Below are 17,982 nucleotides of genomic sequence, written 5' to 3'. Positions count from 1 at the left end.
TCAGACCGAGGCGATCGTGAAGGCCACCTCGTCGACGAGTTCCCGGGCCAGGAACCCGATCCGGCCGTACCGCGGTGACAGCCGCTGACCGCTGACCGCGTGGGCGAACGCGGCCCAGCAGGCGGCCTGGGCCGGCTCGGCGCCCCGGGCCAGCAGACCGGCCACGATGCCGGCCCGGACGTCACCGCTGCCCGAGGTGCCCAGGCCGGCGTCGCCGCTCTCCTCGCGCCAGGCCGTCCCGTCCGGCGCGGCGACGTGACCGTAGAGGGAGACCACCGCGTCGTGGCGGCCGGCCAACTCGTGGGCGGCCGCGGCCAGGTCGTCACCGGGGTCGCGGCCCAGCAGATGGCCGGCCTCGACCAGGTTGGGAGTGAGCACCGCCCGGGACTGGCGCAGCAGACCGGAATCCTTGCTGAGAGCGCCGAGCGCGTACGCGTCGAGGACCACCGCGGTGTCGCCGCCGGCCGCGCCGAGGACCGCTTTCATCAGCCGGATGGTCCGGTCGACGTCGTCGAGGCCGGGGCCGAGCGCGATCACGTCGGCCGCGGCGGCCATCTCCAGTACCTCGTCGGAGGGGACGCCCTCGGCGGCCAGACCGACCACTTTGGCCTCCGGGACACTGATACTCAGCGGCACCGCCGACTCCTCGGCGACCGCCAGTTGCAGCCGCCCGGCACCGGCCCGCATCGCGGCGAGCCCGGCCAGCAGCACCGCCCCGGGAGTGCAGCGGGCGCCGCCGACCACCAGCACGGTGCCGCGGGACGTCTTGTCACCGGACGGACTCGGCAACGGCCAGTCACGCAGCAGCCGGGGTGTGATCACCCGCTCCTCAGACCGGTTCGGCATTGACGTCCTCCTGCCTGGTCGGCGGGGCGTCGTGCCGGTGCAGGTGGTCGACCGAGTTGAACAGCTCCGGCCGCAGCGGGCCGCCGTCACCGTGCCAGGTGCTCATCGAGCAGTTCGCGATCGTGACGCCACGCGCGAGGTCCATCAGCTCGGCCTCGCTCAGGTGCTCGATCAGGTAGCGGACCATCAGCACGGTCGCCTCGTGGGCGAACAGGACCACCCGGCCACCGGGGTGGTCCTCGCGGATCTCGCGCAGTAGGGCCCGCAGCCGCAGCAGCACGTCGGCCCACGATTCACCGCCGGGCGGCCGGTAGTAGAACTTGCCGAGTCGCTCCCGCCGCCGAGCCTCGTCCGGCAGCCGGGCCTGTACCCCGCGGGCGGTCAGCAGATCCAGCACGCCGAGTTCACGGTCGCGCAGCCGCTCGTCGACGACGACCGGGACGCCGCTGTCACCGAGGGCGATCTCGGCGGTCTGCCGGGTCCGCAGGTAGGGCGAGACCACCGCCAGGCCGGGCCGGTTCGCGGCCAGCAGGTGGCCGACGGCCTCGGCCTGTTCCCGCCCGGCCGGAGCGAGCGGCACGTCGGCGTCGCGCTCCGGGATGTCGATCAGTTCCGCCCCGGACGTCTCGGCGTCCTGCGCGGTGACGTTGCCGGTGCTGAGGCCGTGCCGCACCACCGCGAGCCAGTGCAGTTGCTCCATGCCGAGGCCTTACCCCGGCCGGGCCGCGTCAATCTCCGGTCAGCCGCGCGGGGCGAACGCCTCCAGGGTGCGGGCCTGGTTCAGCAGGTGGTCACGGGTGGTGCCCAGCTCCTCGATGGCGGCGCGCAGCGACTCGGTTCCGCAGACGTCGCCGGCGATCGTCCGGGTCGCGGTGAGCACCTCCATGGTGGCGGCCATCGTTCCGGCCGCGTCCGACAGCTTTCGGGCCATCTCTTCGCGCAGGAGCAGCAGCAGTGGATCCACCAGCGGTCACCTCCGGTCCGGGCGGCACGACGCCACCGTTCGAACGGTCCTGTCGGCCGGTCGGTGATGACCCTGAGAGGACGCCGGAGATTTCCTACACCGGGACGACCCGGATCCGATTGATCAGACCATGCACGTCCCCCGCCGTCTCGACCCGCCGCTCGTCGCCGCCCTGACCCTGTTCACCTTCGTCCTGGGCTGGTTCGCGATCGGGCTCCGGCACACCTGGGAGAACCCGGAGGTGGCCTGGCTCGCGCTGCCGGTGCTGTCCCTCCTGGCAACCTACGAGTGCCTCCGGACCGCCCGGGACACCGCCCTCGACACGCCCACCCGCCGGTTCTGGGGTTCACTCGGCGTCGCCTGCGCCATCCTCACCCCGACCGTGCTCAGTGCCATGTACGACTGCCTCGGCGGCCCGGTCCCCCACCAGGTGCTGAGCATCCGTACCCAGGTCGGCTTCGGGATCGCGGTGCTGGTCGTGATGTGGGCGCTGCTGCGGCTGCCGACCTGGCATCGCAGCAGCGGCGACTGGCTCCGGTTCGGCCTGGACACCGGCATCATCGTGCTCACCGTGGGGGTGCTGATCTGGCACTGGACGTTGAGCCGGATCGACTTCTCGTCGTCACCGAACGCCACCCCGCGCTCGATCCTGGCGATCATGGTGGTCTCCACGGTCTCGTTGATCACCTTCGTGAAGGTGGCGTTCGCCGGGGCCGGACGGCTGGACCGGGGTGCCCTGCACATCCTGTCGGCCGGGGTCGGGCTGGCCGCCGCCACCGGGACGATCGCGCCGTTCATCGTCGACCGGCCGTATCTGAGCACCAGCCTGGTCGCGTTTCCGATGTCCCAGCTCACCGCGTTCCTGGCGGCCCGACGGCAGCGGCGGAGCAGTGCCGTTCGGCCGCCGGCCCGGCCCGCGTCGCGACGGTTCAGCCTGGTCCCGTACATCTCGATCGGTCTTCTCTATGCCGCCGTGCTGGAGGTGGAGATCCCGCAGAGCGGCGAAGAGGCGTGGATGGCGATCGCCGCCACCGGGGTCACCGTGCTGGTGGTGCTGCGGCAGCTCACCACGCTGCGCGACAACGCCCGCCTGCTGGACACCGTCGACGCCAGCCTCCGGCAACTCGACCATCAGCTCACGCACGACGCCCTGACCGGGATCGGCAGCCGTTCGGCGTACACCGCCGAGCTGGCCGCGCGCCTGGACACCGGCGAGCCGTTCGTAGTTGCGCTGCTCGATCTGGACGATTTCAAGGAGGTCAACGACCGGTACGGCCACACCACGGGCGACGCGCTGCTGCAGACGATCAGTCACCGGCTGCGTGACCGGCTGCGCCCGGAGGACACCGTGGCCCGGCTCGGCGGTGACGAGTTCACCCTGCTGCTGCCCGGGATGACCGAGGCCGACGCCGACCTGCTGCTGCACGAGCTGCTGCCGGTGGTGCAGGCGCCGGTGCTGGCCGACGGCCTGGAGACGACCCCGCGGATCAGCGTCGGTGTCACCGCGAGCCGGCCCGGCGACACCGCCGGGGAGTTGCTGCGCCGCGCCGACGTGGCGATGTACGCCGCCAAGACGGCCGGTGGCAGCCGGTGGACCTGGTTCGACCCGATCATGGACCAGCTCGCCGACGACGACGCCCGGCTCGCCGCCGACCTGCGGCAGGCGATCGTCCGGGACGAGCTGTTCCTGGTCTACCAGCCGATCGTCGAGCTGCCGCACGGCCGGCTGACCGGGGTGGAGGCACTGGTCCGCTGGCGACACCCGGAACACGGCCTGGTCTCGCCGGCCGTCTTCATCCCGCTGGCCGAACGCAACGGGCAGATCGTCGAGATCGGCCGCTGGGTCCTGGAACAGGCGGTCCGGCAGACCGCGCGGTGGGAACGCGAGCTCGGCCCCCACGCCCCGGCCAAGGTCAGCGTCAACGTGTCGGCCCGCCAGCTGGGCGAGCCCGGTTTTCCGGCCGAGGTGGCGGCGCTGCTGTCGGCGGCCGGGGTCAGCCCGTCACGGCTGACCGTGGAGGTCACCGAGACGGCGGTGCTCGGCACCGGGGTGGCGCTGGAGGTGCTGCGGGCGCTGTCCGCGCAGGGTCTGAGCATCGCCCTGGACGACTTCGGCACCGGCCAGTCGTCGCTGAGTCTGCTGGTGGACTGCCCGGTCGACTGGCTGAAGGTGGACAAGTCGTTCGTCGACGGGGTGACCCTCGACAGCCCGCAGGCGGTGATCGTGGACAGCCTGATCGGCATCACCGAGGGACTGCGGATGCAGGCGGTCGCCGAGGGTGTGGAGACCGCTGAGCAGGCCGAACGGCTGCACCGGGCCGGATACCGGTACGCCCAGGGCTACCACTTCGCGCGGCCGTTGCCCGAGAGTGACATCGAACTCCTGATCACCGCTCAGAAGGATTTTTCACCTTATCTCCGCAACTAAGGAGCCGAACTAGGAGAACGTCGGGGTGGGGGTGAGCATGAACGTACGCCAGAAGCTGCTCGGCGGGTATCTGCTGGTGGCCCTGCTCGTCGCGGTGACCAGCGGGATCTCCTGGCACTCGGCCACTGCGGCGGCGGAGAGGGCGGCCAACGAGGAGGCCGTGCGGATCGCCCAGGGCATGGCGCTGGACGTCACCCTCGGGCTGCCCGTCGACACCGAGGACGAGATCGTCTCCCCGCTCTACTACAGCCCCCGAGCGCTGGAGAACTACCTCCAGCGGATGCACGACGTGCAGGACCGCGACGCCGTGGTGGTGGACGGCGGCCAGTACATCCTCGGCGACGTGGTCAAGGAGAACGTCGGCTCGACGTTCGACCACGATCTCGACGACGAGGTCGGCCGGACCATCGCCGACGGCCGTTCCCGCGTCTTCATCGAGCAGAGCGTCGACTACCCGGCCGGGATCAAGCAGGTCGTGGTGCCGATGAAGAACAAGGGCGGCAAGACGATCGGCGCGATCATCGTCGAGTACACGCCGATCTACGACCAGATGATGGCCGCCACCCGACAGGCGCAGTACGTCACCCTGATCAGCTCGACCGTGGTGATCCTGCTGGTCCTCGCGCTCGGCTTCGGGTTGTCCGGCTCGCTGGTCCGCCGGATCACCTCACTGACCGGCGCGGTACGCACCATCCGCACCGGCGACTACACGCTGCGGGTGCCGCACGACGGCAGCGACGAGATCGGCCGCCTGGCCCGCGCCTTCAACTCGATGGCCGAACAGCTGGAACGCTCGGCCCGGGAGATCCTCGCCAAGGAGTACACCGACAGCATCCTGGCCGGCGCCGGCGAGGGCATCTGCGGCGTCGACCCGGCCGGGCGGATCGCGTTCGCCAACGAGGCGGCCGGCCGGATCACCGGGCTCGGCGTGGCCGGACTGCTCCAGCGGGAGGCCGGGGTGCTGCTGCCGGACGCGACCGAGAGCCTGGTCAACGGCACCCGGGAGGGGCGCCTGCAACGGCCGGACGGCACCTCGGTACGCGTCGAGTACACGATCAGCGAGCTGGAGAAGGAGGGTCGCCGGATCGGTGCGGTCATCCTGCTGCGCGACGTCACCAGGCAGCGCGACCTCGAATACGACCTGCGTCACCAGGCCCTGCACGACGGGCTGACCGGCCTGCCGAACCGCAAGCTGCTCCTCGACCGGCTGGACCACGCGCTGACCCGGGCTCGTGCCTCGGACGAGCGGATCGCGCTGCTCTACCTGGATCTGGACGGTTTCAAGCGGGTCAACGACAGTCTCGGACACAACGCCGGTGACCTGCTGCTGCGTACCGCCGCCGAACGGCTCGCCGCGGTACTGCGCCCGCAGGACACGGTGGCCCGGCTAGGCGGCGACGAGTTCGCGGTCCTGCTGGAGGGAGCCGAGACCCCGGCCGTCGAGGAACTGGCCCGCGGCTGCCTGGACGCGCTCGCCAGGCCGTTCGTGGTGCACGGACGGGAGGCGGTCGTCACGGTCAGCATCGGCGTGGTCCCGGACGCGGGCCGGTTCGCCGACGCCGACGAGGTGGTCCGCAACGCGGACGTGGCCATGTACGCGGCCAAGGACCTCGGCAAGAACCGGTTCATGCTCTTCGAGACCCGGATGCACGAGCAGCTGCTCAGCCGCCTCGACCAGGAGAACCGGCTGCGCGAGGCGGTGCACCGCGGTGAGCTGCGCCTGCACCTGCAGCCGGTGGTCGCGCTGCCGGACGGGCAGGTGTCCGGCGCGGAGGCGCTGGTCCGCTGGCAGGATCCGCAGCGCGGACTGCAGCAGCCCGGCTCGTTCATCCCGCTCGCCGAGGAGACCGGGATGATCATCGAGATCGACCGGTGGATCCTGCTCGAAGCGTGCCGGACGATCCGCGCCTGGCAGGAGGAGAGCCCGGCGACCGCGCCCGCCTGGGTCAGCGTCAACCTGTCGGCCATCCACCTGGACCTGCCCGATCTCACCGACCATGTGGCGTACGCGCTGGCCACCACCGGGCTGTCCCCGCACTGCCTGGTGCTGGAGCTGACCGAGACGGTGATGATGCGGGACCTGGCGGTCACCTCGGCCCGCCTCGAGGAACTGCGGGAACTCGGCGTCAAGATCGCGATCGACGACTTCGGCACCGGGTACTCGTCGCTCGGCTATCTGCGGGACATCCCGGTGGACGTGCTCAAGATCGACCGCTCGTTCATCAACGGGCTGGTCGGCAACTCCCGCCAGCAGGAGCTGGTCAGCGCGATCATGCAGCTCGGGCACACGCTCGGGCTGCGGGTGGTCGCCGAGGGGGTCGAGGACGCCGACCAGCTCACCCTGCTCACCGTGATGGGTTGCAAGTTCGCGCAGGGCTACCACCTGGGCCGGCCACAGCCACCGGCCGAGCTGCGCGCCGGCCTCACCGTGGCGGAACCCGTCTGAAGAGGTCCCGCAGCAGCAGGATCTCGGCACCGTGGTGGATCATCTCGCGGTTGATGTGCAGAACGAGCGTGGCCATCGGATGCTCGGCGAAGCCGCCCTCGGCCGGCCCGACCGCCCGCCGCAGGCCCTCCTCACCCAGCGCGGCCACCCCCGTCGACCAGGTCAGATAGGCCTCGTCGAGCTGTGCCAGGGCGCCGGCCGCGGTACCCGCGTAGGCGTGCGTCAGATAGTCGGTGGTGCCGATGCCGAAATGGGCGGCGTTGCGCATGCCGAGAACACCGACGATCAGATGCCCGAGCCGCCACGCGATCGTGGTGACCGGCGGTGGCGACGGCTCCGGCACCTCCCAGTCGATGGTGAAATCCCCGCCACCGGCGGCCATGCTCGTCGGGCTGGTGCCGCGCGGGCGCACATTCCACGCCCCGGGAACGGGCTCCCAGAGATACTCCTCGTCGGTGAGGCCGTCCAGACGCGGCCGGAAGTGCACCCGCCAGTGCCAGTCGAGCTGCTCGCGCAGATGAGAGTTCCAGTCGAAGCTCATACCCTCAGGCTGCCACGCCATGGAAACGGCCACCGCCCACCTCAGGCTGGTGGATGAGCGGTGGCCGAGATCAGGAGAGAGACCGGACCGGCGCGGGAGGTGGAAGGGGCCCCACGCCGGCCCGGTGGCTTCTCAGCTCTGCACGAAGACCGAGACGGTTCGTGCGGGGACGGTCAGCGTTCCGGTGGAGGCCGCGAATGCGGCGGTACGAGTCACCGGGTCGGCCGAAGCCTGCTGGACCGGGTGGAGCGCGACCCTCTTACCGGCGAGCCCCGGCACCTTCTGGGTGGCCGTGGTGGTGCCGGCGTTGAAGACCACCGTGATCGACTTCCAGCGGTTGTCGACCCCACGGGTGTCGATGGTCATCGTGATGACGCCGGGCGTCTCGTTCACGCCGGAGAGGGGGAACGCGACTCGCTGCTGCACCTGCGCGCCGGTGGCGAGTCCGAAGCCCGGCGTGGATTTCCGGATCTTCAGCAGCTCCTGGTAGGTGCTGTCGGCCAGCTTGACCGCGGCACAGTCCGGGACGAGCGCCGGGTCGGCGAGCAGCGGCTTGGCGTACGGGTACTTCGACTCGTTGTCCGCCTTGGGTGGCAGGCCGCGGCCGAAGCCGTTGCCCTGCGAGCAGTCCCAGATGATCTGGTTGAACCAGTCACCCGAGTTGAACGAGTTCCGGTCCAGCGACTTGGAGCGGAGCCGCTCGCTGCCCGCCGTGACGAAACCGGCGCCCTGACCGAGCACGGTGGTGGCGAGCGCCACCGACTGGGCCCGGGCCCGCTGGACGGCCGTGGTCGACTGCGGCAGCTTGTACGCGAACGCGTCGTACAGGATCTCGTTGTCGTGCGCGTCGACGTAGGTGATCGACTCACCGGGGTTCTTCGTGTACCCGGCCTGCGCCCCGTTGTAGTCGACCTGCGAGCCCTTGACCGTGGTGCCGGCCGACGAGGTGAACGTGTAGTCGGCCAGGTTGCCGGTCAGACCGACCTTGATCAGGTCCTGGTAGTGCAGCAGGCGGGCCTGCTGCTCGGCCGCGGTGCCGTTGACCGGGTCGCCGTTGGGGGCGCCGGCCAGACCGGACGCGAAGCCCTGGATGCGCGGGTTGCCGTCGAACGGGCCGCCACCGCGGACCGCGTCCCGGAGCCGGTCGTTGAACGTGCCGATCCCGGTGCCGCCGAGCTCGGTCTGGGATGCCTGGATGAAGCGCGCGTTGTTCGCCACCTCACCGAAGTTCCAGCCCTCGCCGTACACATAGATGTTCTTGCCGTCGACGCCGTCCCTCGCGACCGTGAGCTTGTCGAGGGCCTTGCGCACCGCCAGGATGTTCTCCTTCGGGTGGTGGCCCATCAGGTCGAACCGGAAGCCGTCGACCTTGTACTGCTTGGCCCACGTGACGATCGAGTCGACCACGAGCCGGCCCATCATCGCGTTCTCCGGCGCGGTGTTGGCGCAGCAGGTGGAGTTGGCGATGGTGCCGTCCTCGAGGAGGCGGTGGTAGTAGCCGGGCACGATCTGGTCGAGCACCGACTTGGCGTCGGTCCCGGCGGCCGAGGTGTGGTTGTAGACGACGTCCATGACCACCCGCAGGCCGGCCTGGTTGACCCCGGCGACCATGCTGCGGAACTCGTTCGTCCGCTTGTCGGGATCGGCGGCGTAGCCACCCTCGGGAACCGTGTAGTGCAGCGGGTCGTAGCCCCAGTTGTAGCCGTCGGTCGCGGCCACCTTTTCGATGCAGGCCTGCTGCTCTTCCGAGTCCGGCGGCAGCGACGCCAGGTCACAGGCGGGCTGCTGCTGGTCGGCGCGCTTCTCCGGGATGGTGGCGAAGTCGAACGCCGGGAGCAGGTGCAGGTGGGTGACGCCGGCGCCGGCCAGTTCACGCAGGTGCTTCATACCTGTCGTGTTCGGGTCGGTGAAGGCGCTGAACGTACCCTGATTCTGCGTCTTGACCGATTTGTCGGCGATGGAGAAGTCCCGCACCGACAGCTCCGAGATCTGGATCTTCGCGGGAGCGACGGCGGCCGGCTTCTTCAGGTTGCTCCAGCCGGCCGGTGCGAGCGCCGGGTCGGACAGGCTGACGAACCGGCTGCGGGTGGAGTCTGCGGTGAGCGCGATCGAGTACGGGTCGGTCACCGACGCCGTGACGACCTTCTGCGTGGCCGGCTGCCACGCGGTCACCCGGAACTTGTAGAACTTGCCGGCCCAGTCGCCCCTACCCGACCAGACACCGGTGCGGTTGTCGCGGGTCAGTTCGACCAGCGCCGGGGAGACCTGGTCGGCGGTGTCGTAGACCTCCAGTTCGACGCTGCGGGCGGTGGGCGCCCAGACGGCGACGCTCGCCTTCCGCCCGCTGATCACCGGGCCGAGGGTGGCGTCGGTCCGGTACAGATCATCGAGGACGCCCGCCAGCTGTACGCCGGTGGCCGAGAGAAGCTTGCCGGTGGCGTCGCGTTCGGTGACGACGACCTGGCCGCGCAGGATTTCGGAAAGATCTTTCTTAGCGGTCGTGAAAGCGCCGTACTGCCACAGGTGCGGGAATCTCTCGCGCTGATCCTCGCTGAGACCGGTTCTCACCGCTTTGAGAGCAGCTGACTGGTACGTCCCGGTCAGCTCACCGTCCGCGACACCGATCCCGCCCACCGGCGAGTACACCAGGTCGTAGACCTTGCCGTCGGTCCCCGCGCCGACCGGCTCCAGGGTGCTCCCGGTCCCGGTCTTCCAGGCGATCGTGCCCCGGTCCAGCCAGACCGCGGCCGACTTGGCGACGTCCACGACACCACCGCCCGCGTTGGTCTTGACCAGCGGCAGCAGGCGGGTCTCCTGACCGGCCAGCAGCCAGACCTCGTGGCTCGCCTTGGCGAAGTCGAGCGACTGGTCGGCGGGCAGATCCTTCTCGTCACCGCGGTGGATGATGTAGCTCAGCGAGGTCGCTCCGGCCGCCAGAGGCACCTCGAAGACCGCGCCGTAACTGTCGATCCGGGCCGGGAGCAGCGGGCTGGACCAGTCGGTCGGGTCGGCCGCGCCGGACCAGACGTGCATGCCCCAGCCGTCGTAGTTCCCGTCGGCCCGCTTCCAGTGGACGATCGCCTTGGTCTCGTCCTGCGCCGGGTCGGGCCGGCCGGTGGCCGCCTGCCGGGTCGGGTAGACCGTGGTGTCGCCCTGCTTGATCCAGATCTCCGGGGCGGCGCCGATGTTGATCGTCCGGTCGGCGTCGGTGTCCTTGTCGCCGTTGTCGTCGACCACGATGAAACCGACGCTCTTGGCGCCCGGCTTGAGCTTCACGTAGGCGAAGCGGCCGTACGAGTCGGCGCCGGTGAACTGCTGCCCGTTCGGCCAGGTGGTGGACATCGACGGGTCGATGTCGCCCCACACGTAGAGGTTCTGGTCGTCGTACTGCCCGTCCGGCCGCTGGTAGTGCACGACCGCGTAACCCGCGGTCGACTCGGCCACCGGGGTGCCGACGGTGATGTTCGACGTCGCCGACGCGAGCCGGCCCTTACTGTCGCGCACCACCGCCTTGTACCGCACCGGCGTCTTCCCGGCCAGGCCGGTCAGGTCGTGGTAGATCCGGTAGGGCGCGCGGTCGGCGGTACCGAGCAGCTTCCATTCACCGTCGCCGACCTGGGCCGCGAAGGTCACCGTGGACAGCGGGTCGCCGACGACGTCGGCGACGATCTCGGTGCGGGTGGCGACCGAGGCGTCCGCCTTCGGGCTGCTGAGGGTCACCGTCGGACCATTCGACGGTACGGCCACAGCTCCCCCGGCTTTGAGGACGACGGAGGACAGCGCCGGGACGGTGATCGTGATCCGCCCGTCGGTGTCCGAGTTCGCGCTGGTCGCGCCACCGTAGATCCCGGTGAAGACGGTGTTCGGAGTGGCCGTGGCGAACGAGACGGTCTGCGCCGTGGTGGCGTTGTTGACCGCGACCACGTACTCCTTGCGGGTGCTGTCCCGGGCGATCCGGGAGGCCGCGAAAACGCCCTGGCCCTCGGCCGCGTAGCGGGTCTGCTGGATGCCGGTGACCAGGGCCGGGTTCGCCTTGCGGAGCTTCGCGAGCGCGGCGATCGTCTGGTAGACCGGGTGCGACGTGTTGTAGTTGTCGACCGCGTGGGTGCGGTCGGTGCCGATCAGGTCGTCGTCCAGGTAGTCCGCGGACTTGCTGGCGAACAGGTCCTGGCGGGCGTCCTTGTCGCCGCCGGGCCCGGTGAAGCCCTGCTCGTCACCGGAGTAGACGACCGGCTGGCCACGGGTCAGGAACATCAGCTCGTGCGCGAGCTGGTCGCGCTTGAGCTGGGAGTCGGCGGTCGCGGCGGCGGCGATGAACGAGCCGATCCGGCCCATGTCGTGGTTGCCGAGGAAGGTCGGCAGCCGGTCCGCGCCGGTGTCACGGGCGGTGTAGAGGTCGTCCTTGGCGTACAGCGCGGACAACGCGTCGGCGCCGCTGTTGCCGGTGACGAAGCCGCGCGCGGTCTCCTGGAACGAGAAGTCCAGGGTGGCGGGCAGGCCGCCCTGGCGCACGTAGGTGGACTCGATCTCCTGATCGGCGCTGTACACCTCGCCGAACGTGAAGAAGTCCTTCTTGCCGGCCTGCCGGGCGGCCTTCTCGACGGCCGGCTGCCACTGCTGCCAGAACTCCAGGTTGGAGTGCTTGACCGTGTCGAGGCGGTAGCCGTCGATGCCGGTGTCCTTCACCCAGTCGCCGTAGATCTTCGACATGCCCTCGACCACCTCGGGACGCTCGGTGAAGAGGTCGTCGAGGCCGTAGAAGTCGCCGTACTCGCTGTTCTCGCCGGCGAAGGTGGAGTCACCGCGGTTGTGGTACATGTTCACGTCGTTCAGCCACGACGGTTTCTTGACCGTCGAGTCCGCTTTCGATCCGAAGACCGGGGTGTACGGGTACGACGTGGCGTCGGTCTTCGGGAACTCGTCCGAGGTCGCTCCCGAGGTCGCGTAGTTGCGGTCCTCGAACGGCTGCCCGTCGGTGTCGGTGTACGGGGAGTCCGCCTTGTCGACGTACGTGTAGGTGTTCTCCGCGTACTTGATGACGTCGGCGGTGTGGTTGACGATGATGTCCAGGTAGATCTTGAGACCGCGCTGGTGGGCCAGCTTGACCAGCCTCTTCAGGTCGGCGTTGGTGCCGAAGTGCGGGTCCACCTGGGTGAAGTCGGTGATCCAGTACCCGTGGTAGCCGGCGCTCACGTCCGCGCCGGTGCCCTGCACGGGACGGTTCTTGAAGACCGGCGCGAGCCAGATCGCGGTGGTGCCGAGCCCCTGGATGTAGTCCAGCCGGTCGATCACGCCCTTGAGGTCGCCGCCGTGGTAGAAGCCCTTGTCGGTGGGGTCGTACCCGGTGGCGAGACGGTCCCCGGAGAGCCCGCCCTTGTCGTTGCGGGTGTCCCCGTTGGCGAACCGGTCCGGGAGCACGAAGTAGAACTGTTCGCCGTTCGTGGGGTTGTCGGAGCCTCACTGTGCGATCACGGAGTCACTGGGGGCCTTCCCCCCGGCGACCGCTGCGGAGGCCGGCACGGCCAGAAGTGGGAGGACGAGGCTGAGCAGCGCGGCGCCCAGCTTCAGACGGCGGTGTAAAGGTCTGTTGAGTGCCACTGCGCACCCTTCCGATTCAGTGGTATCGGATTGACAGTTATATATTTCGTGACGTCGGTCTGCCGCGGAAGCCCGCCGGACGCCCTCGGAGTAGAGTGCTCCAGGACAGGCTCGACGACGCGCCGCGGCGACAAACCCGAAAAGCCGTTCAGGACGCGTTCCATCGACCGATCGGCCTGTATCGCTCCTGTTGCCGGGACGTTAGCAAGGTCTTGCATGGAATGGAAGACCTTTCAGGACCATGCCGAGCAGACTACAGACGACTAGAGTGAGCCCATGCGTGCGCGAATGGCCGATATCGCCAAACAGGCTCAGGTCAGTGAGGCGACGGTGTCGCGTGTCATTAACGACCGCCCCGGCGTCTCTGCTGAAACCCGACAAGCGGTCCTGACGGCACTCGACGTCCTCGGTTACGAACGGCCGGAAAGATTGCGCAAGCGCAGTGCCGGTCTGGTCGGCCTGGTCGTCCCCGAGCTGGACAACCCGATCTTCCCCGCGTTCGCCCAGGTGATCGAGTCGACCCTGGCGCAACACGGCTACACACCGGTGCTCTGCACCCAGTCTCCGGGCGGCGTCACCGAGGACGAGTATGTGGAGATGCTCCTGGACCGGCAGGTCTCCGGGATCGTCTTCATCTCCTCGCTGTCCGCCGACACCACCTCCGACCGCTCCCGCTACCAGCGGCTGCTCGACCGGCCGCTGCCGATCGTGCTGGTCAACGGCTACGCCAAGGAGCTGGAGGCACCGTTCGTCTCGTGTGACGACCGGGTCGCCGGCGACCTCGGAGTCACCCACCTGGTGGCCCTCGGGCACCGGCGGATCGGCATCATCTCCGGCCCCAACCGGTTCATCAACACCCAGCGCAAGCTGGAGGGTTACCGCGCCGCCATGAGGCGCGAGGTGGGCCTGACCGACACCGAGATCGACGACCTGGTCTCGTTGACCCTGTTCGGCGTCGAGGGTGGCGAGGTCGCCGCCGAGCGGCTGCTGGCCAAGGGCGCGACCGGCATCATCTGCGCGTCGGACATGATGGCGCTCGGCGCGATCCGGGCCGCCCGTCGCCGTGGCCTGCGGGTTCCCGAGGACGTGTCGGTGATCGGCTTCGACGACTCGGCGCTGATCCCGTTCACCGACCCGCCGCTGACCACACTGCGCCAGCCGGTGGCCTCGATGGCGGTGGCCGCGGTCCGGTCCCTGGTCGACGAGATCAACGGCCACGGCGCGCCGCACTCGGAATACCTCTTCCACCCCGAGCTGGTGGTTCGCAACTCGACGGCGATCGCTCCGATGCGTTCCGAGATTCCGGTCGCCACTCCCGCCGCCTGACCGAAATCGTACGGATGGCGGCCGAGCCGTCGTCCGTACGATGTGAGAGCGTTCTCCCGGATTTTCGGAAACAGGCGTGTGGATTTCGCTGAGAAATCCACACGCCTGTTTGAATCAGCCCTTCGTGCCGCCGGCGGTAAGACCGGACACGAGATGCTTCTGGGCGAAGAGGAATACGATTCCGGCCGGGATCGTCACCAGGACGGCGGCCGCGGTGAGGTATTCCCACTGCGGATTGAACTGCGGCACGAACTGCTGCAGACCGTACGCCAGGGTGTATTTGTCGTCGGTCTGGATGAACGCCGACGCGTATGCGACCTCACCCCACGCGGTCAGGAAGGCGTAGAAACCGGTGACCGCGATGGCCGGCCGGGCCAGCGGCAGGATGACCCGCCAGAAGATCCGGAACGGGCCGCAGCCGTCCAACGACGCCGCCTCGTCCAGCGAGGTCGGGATCGAGTCGAAGTAGCCCTTGAGCATCCACGCGCAGAACGGCACGGCGATCGTCAGGTACGCGATGACCAGCGACGGGAGCGTGTTGATCAGGCCCAGGCTCGCCATGATCGCGTAGATCGGGACGATCAGGATGGAGACCGGGAACATCTGGGTGATCAGGAAGACCATCATCAGCGAGCGGCGGCCCGGGAAGTTGAACCGGGACAGCGCGTACCCGGTGGTCGCCGAGAAGAAGATGCCGATCAGCATGGTCAGGCTCGCCACGATGACCGAGTTCAGGAACCAGGACGGGAAGTTCGTCTCGAACAGCACATACTCGTAGTTCGCGAACGTCGGGTCCTTGACCAGGGTGATCTCGGTGCTCTGCACGGCGTACCCGGGCTTGAACGAGGAGAGCACCACCCACAGGATCGGGCCGATCGCGATCAGCGAGGCCAGGATCAGCGTGCCGTGCAGCGCGATCGACGCAGCGGGGCTGCGGCGGCCGCGACGCGGCTTGTTGACCCGGGCCGGCGCGTCGCTTCGGGAAACCGCGATCGGTGGGGTCGTGGTCATCTGGGCCATGTCACCAAACCTCGCCTTGCTTGCGCAGCACCCGCCGGTAGAACACCGAGAAGATGAGCAGGATCGAGAGGATCAGCACGCCGTACGTGGAGGCGAGCGAGTAGTTCCGGATGCCCTCGAAGGCGGCCCGGAAGGCGCCGGTCACCAGGATCTCGGTCGCACCGGCGGGCTGCCCCTCGGTCACCAGGAAGATGATCGGGAACATGTTGAAGGTCCAGATCGTGCCGAGCAGGATCACCGTCATGCTGACCGGCCGTAGACCCGGCAGGGTGATGTTGCGGAACCGCTGCCACGGCGTCGCACCGTCGATCTCGGCCGACTCGTAGAGCTCCTCCGGGATGCTCTGCAGGCCGCCCAGCAGGGCCACCATCATGAACGGCACACCCAGCCAGATATTGGTGATCACGGCGACGAACAGTGCCGTCCACTTGTCGGCGAACCAGGCGACCGAGTCGATGCCGACCGCGTTGAGCAGCGAGTTGACCAGGCCGAGCTGCTCGTTGAAGAGGAACTTCCAGGCGAAGGCGCTGATGAACGCCGGCACCGCCCACGGCAGCACCAGCAGCACGCGGTAGAAACCCCGGAACCGCATCTCCCGGTGGATCATGACGGCCAGGCCGAGACCGAGGCCGTAGTGGAACGCCACGCCCGCGACGGTCCAGATCAGGGTGGTCCCGGTCCACTGCCAGAACTCGCCGATCTTGCCGGTGAGGACGTTGACGTAGTTGTCCAGACCCACGAACGACCAGGCGTTCGGGTTCTCCTTGCAGACCTCGCCACCGGTGATCGACTTGGTGCAGATCTCGGCGAGCTGGTTGGCCTCGGTCTGGTTGGTGAAGGTCAGCCAGATGCCGTTGACCAGGGGATAGAAGATCAGAACCGCCAAGACAGCCACGACCGGAACGACCATCGCCCAGGCCGCCCAGTGCTTGTCCCAGTTCCGCCGCAACGTACTGCTCCTCGGCGTCGCGCCGGCAGTCACAGTGCTCATCAGCTGTGCTCCAGAGAGGAAGCGAAGCGGGCGCCGACCCTCACGGGCCGGCGCCGGCGTTCAGAACCGTCAGTTGGTGGCGTACGAGGGAACGACCTCGGCCTTGTACTTCTGGGCCACGGCGTCGAGCGAAGCCTTGGCGTCCTTGTTCTGGACCAGGACCTCGGTGGCCATGGTGTCGAGCGGGCCGAAGAACTGGCCACCCTCCGGGATCCACGGGCGGTTCACCGCCGACTCGATGACCGGCTTGAAGGCGGAGATCACGGCGTTGCTCTTGACCGAAGCGACGTCGTAGGCCGACTTGCGGGTCGGCAGCACGCCCAGCTTGTCGGCCAGGGCGGCCTGCGACTCGGCGGAGTTCATGAACTTGATGAACTCGACGGCGGCGGCCGCCTTCTCCTGCGGGACACCCGAGTAGACGACGTAGTTGTGGCCACCGATCGGGGCACCGGCGCGGGCGGAACCGGCCGGGACCGGCGCGATGCCGAGGTTCTCCAGGCCACCGAAGGCCGGGGCGGCCTTCATGTTCGCGACCTCCCACGGGCCGTTGACGATGAAGGCGACCTTCTTCTCCTTGAAGAGGGTCATCATCGTGCCGTACGAGTCGGTCGCCGACGGCTTGACCGAGGCACCGCTGTCGATCAGGTCCTTGGCGATGTTCAGGCCGGCGACGTTCTGCGCGGAGTTCACCACGATCTTCTTGTTCGCGGTGTCGACCAGGTCACCACCCTCGCCGTACAGGAACGGCAGGGTGAAGTAGCCGGCCGGGTTGACGTAGAGGCCCTCCACGCCGGTCTTCTTCTTGACGGTCTGGGCGGCGGTCTTCAACTCGGCCCAGGTCTTCGGGACGGTGACACCGGCCTTCTCGACGAGCTCCTTGTTGTAGAGGAGCGCGAGGCTGTCGGTGACCTGCGGGACGCCGTAGGTCTTGCCGTCGAACTTGTTCGAGGCCAGGGCGGTCTCGTTGTAGTCCGACGCGTCGGCGAGCAGCGCCGAGTCGTCCAGCGAGTACAGGTAGCCCAGCGACGCGAACTCGGGAACCCAGGCCACCTCGGCGCGCAGGATGTCCGGGGCGCCGGTCTTGGCGGCGGCGGCCGTCTTGAACTTGTTCTGCGCGTCGGCGAACGGCACCGACTGGTAGTTGATCTTGATGTTCGGGTACTTCGCGTTGAACTGCTTGATCAAGTCCTGGAAGACCGGACCCTCGTTCTTGGCGTCCGACGTGTCCCACCACGTGAGCTCTGCGGAGAGCGAAGCCGGGTCGGCCGCCTTGTTGTCGCTCGCGGCCGGTTCCTTGTCGCCGCTGCACGCCACGAGGGTGAACGCGAGGGCCACGGAGGAGAGAGCGGCCAGTCCCTTGGTTATGCGACGCATGTTGCGCTCCTTGAAGACCTGCTTGGTGCCGTGAAGACCTGCTTGGTGACGACCGGACCGTAGCAAGAACTTTCGGGGTTAGAAACCCCTTGCGAATCAACTTGCAACACGGTTGCAGCAAGAATCCTCACGATTCCGACATCACGGGCTGCTAGCTGCGGTTCTGTTACCTTCCAGGGCAGGTCACGGAACCTGACGGACATGGAAGCGAGTTACAGCAACTTACCGGCTTGACGGCCATCTGGGGAGTTCTGCGGCTTGACCTCGATGCAACTTCTTGCACAAAGAGCTGAAAGCCCATGCCCGGGTCCGGCGGCTGGTCGGCGCCGCACCGGTGGAAAGCGGCAGACATGTAAAAAGGCGGTGACGGGCGGATCGCCCGTCACCGTCACGCTGTCGCGGCGCGGCCGCCACCGCCACGCCCTGCCCCCGCCGCGCCCCCGCCGTG

11 protein-coding genes are annotated in these 17,982 nt (G+C 68.6%); 3 read left to right on the top strand and 8 right to left on the bottom strand.

Features of this window, described 5'->3' with window-relative positions; genetic code table 11:
- From Q0Z83_RS53905 to Q0Z83_RS53895, 3 genes are read right to left on the bottom strand one after another with little or no spacing between them, the layout of a single operon-like run.
- Window positions 1–846, bottom strand: a complete 846-nt coding sequence (locus Q0Z83_RS53905) for an NAD(P)H-hydrate dehydratase (protein ID WP_317791326.1) — start codon at window positions 844–846, stop codon at window positions 1–3.
- Window positions 830–1,546: a histidine phosphatase family protein gene (locus Q0Z83_RS53900; protein ID WP_317791325.1), complete on the bottom strand. Its 717-nt coding sequence runs from the start codon at window positions 1,544–1,546 to the stop codon at window positions 830–832. Before Q0Z83_RS53900 ends, Q0Z83_RS53905 begins: the two co-directional genes overlap by 17 nt.
- 39 nt (window positions 1,547–1,585) lie before the next feature.
- A complete protein-coding gene (locus Q0Z83_RS53895; protein WP_317791324.1) occupies window positions 1,586–1,810 on the bottom strand; it encodes a hypothetical protein in 225 nt (74 codons plus the stop codon).
- A 130-nt stretch (window positions 1,811–1,940) separates the two neighbouring features.
- Between Q0Z83_RS53895 and Q0Z83_RS53890 the strand changes: the two genes are divergently transcribed.
- Both Q0Z83_RS53890 and Q0Z83_RS53885 read left to right on the top strand, forming a co-directional pair.
- Window positions 1,941–4,238 carry a putative bifunctional diguanylate cyclase/phosphodiesterase gene (locus tag Q0Z83_RS53890; protein WP_317791323.1) on the top strand — a complete coding sequence of 766 codons (2,298 nt, stop codon included), beginning with the start codon at window positions 1,941–1,943 and terminating at the stop codon, window positions 4,236–4,238.
- A 37-nt stretch (window positions 4,239–4,275) separates the two neighbouring features.
- Window positions 4,276–6,684: an EAL domain-containing protein gene (locus Q0Z83_RS53885; RefSeq protein ID WP_317791322.1), complete on the top strand. Its 2,409-nt coding sequence runs from the start codon at window positions 4,276–4,278 to the stop codon at window positions 6,682–6,684.
- Here the strand turns inward: Q0Z83_RS53885 and Q0Z83_RS53880 are convergent.
- Together Q0Z83_RS53880 and pulA are read right to left on the bottom strand one after the other, a co-directional pair.
- Window positions 6,662–7,225 carry a DinB family protein gene (locus Q0Z83_RS53880; RefSeq protein WP_317791321.1) on the bottom strand — a complete coding sequence of 188 codons (564 nt, stop codon included), beginning with the start codon at window positions 7,223–7,225 and terminating at the stop codon, window positions 6,662–6,664. The two genes, Q0Z83_RS53885 and Q0Z83_RS53880, sit on opposite strands and share 23 nt — an antisense overlap.
- Window positions 7,226–7,357: 132 nt before the next feature.
- Window positions 7,358–12,643, bottom strand: coding sequence for a pullulanase-type alpha-1,6-glucosidase (gene pulA, locus Q0Z83_RS53875; RefSeq protein ID WP_378078834.1), 5,286 nt, complete (start codon window positions 12,641–12,643; stop codon window positions 7,358–7,360).
- Between the two features lie 456 nt (window positions 12,644–13,099).
- On the opposite strand from pulA, the gene Q0Z83_RS53870 reads away from it, so the two are divergent.
- Window positions 13,100–14,149 carry a LacI family DNA-binding transcriptional regulator gene (locus Q0Z83_RS53870; protein WP_317791320.1) on the top strand — a complete coding sequence of 350 codons (1,050 nt, stop codon included), beginning with the start codon at window positions 13,100–13,102 and terminating at the stop codon, window positions 14,147–14,149.
- A gap of 114 nt (window positions 14,150–14,263) precedes the next feature.
- Here the strand turns inward: Q0Z83_RS53870 and Q0Z83_RS53865 are convergent, their stop codons facing one another.
- The 3 genes from Q0Z83_RS53865 to Q0Z83_RS53855 form a co-directional block, all read right to left on the bottom strand.
- Window positions 14,264–15,160 carry a sugar ABC transporter permease gene (locus Q0Z83_RS53865; RefSeq protein ID WP_317791319.1) on the bottom strand — a complete coding sequence of 299 codons (897 nt, stop codon included), beginning with the start codon at window positions 15,158–15,160 and terminating at the stop codon, window positions 14,264–14,266.
- 10 nt (window positions 15,161–15,170) lie between these two features.
- Window positions 15,171–16,160, bottom strand: a complete 990-nt coding sequence (locus Q0Z83_RS53860; RefSeq protein WP_378078830.1) for a carbohydrate ABC transporter permease — start codon at window positions 16,158–16,160, stop codon at window positions 15,171–15,173.
- Window positions 16,161–16,229: 69 nt separating this feature from the next.
- The gene (locus Q0Z83_RS53855; RefSeq protein WP_317791318.1) at window positions 16,230–17,534 is read right to left on the bottom strand and encodes an extracellular solute-binding protein; all 1,305 of its coding nucleotides are present in this window, start codon (window positions 17,532–17,534) and stop codon (window positions 16,230–16,232) included.
- Window positions 17,535–17,982: the final 448 nt, after the last annotated feature.

This window comes from Actinoplanes sichuanensis, from assembly GCF_033097365.1.
GTDB classification, from domain to species: Bacteria; Actinomycetota; Actinomycetes; order Mycobacteriales; family Micromonosporaceae; genus Actinoplanes; species Actinoplanes sichuanensis.
The sequence above is the reverse complement of the archived record's forward strand: the minus strand, read 5'-3'. Positions and strand labels throughout refer to the sequence as shown.

What these genes read in the sequence shown, in the direction of transcription:
- Q0Z83_RS53905 (WP_317791326.1), bottom strand. Translation starts at nt 846, where the DNA reads ATGCCGAACCGGTCTGAGGAGCGGGTGATCACACCCCGGCTGCTGCGT.
- Q0Z83_RS53900 (WP_317791325.1), bottom strand. Translation starts at nt 1,546, where the DNA reads ATGGAGCAACTGCACTGGCTCGCGGTGGTGCGGCACGGCCTCAGCACC.
- Q0Z83_RS53890 (WP_317791323.1), top strand. Translation starts at nt 1,941, where the DNA reads ATGCACGTCCCCCGCCGTCTCGACCCGCCGCTCGTCGCCGCCCTGACC.
- Q0Z83_RS53885 (WP_317791322.1), top strand. Translation starts at nt 4,276, where the DNA reads ATGAACGTACGCCAGAAGCTGCTCGGCGGGTATCTGCTGGTGGCCCTG.
- Q0Z83_RS53880 (WP_317791321.1), bottom strand. Translation starts at nt 7,225, where the DNA reads ATGAGCTTCGACTGGAACTCTCATCTGCGCGAGCAGCTCGACTGGCAC.
- Q0Z83_RS53870 (WP_317791320.1), top strand. Translation starts at nt 13,100, where the DNA reads ATGCGTGCGCGAATGGCCGATATCGCCAAACAGGCTCAGGTCAGTGAG.
- Q0Z83_RS53865 (WP_317791319.1), bottom strand. Translation starts at nt 15,160, where the DNA reads ATGACCACGACCCCACCGATCGCGGTTTCCCGAAGCGACGCGCCGGCC.
- Q0Z83_RS53860 (WP_378078830.1), bottom strand. Translation starts at nt 16,160, where the DNA reads ATGAGCACTGTGACTGCCGGCGCGACGCCGAGGAGCAGTACGTTGCGG.
- Q0Z83_RS53855 (WP_317791318.1), bottom strand. Translation starts at nt 17,534, where the DNA reads ATGCGTCGCATAACCAAGGGACTGGCCGCTCTCTCCTCCGTGGCCCTC.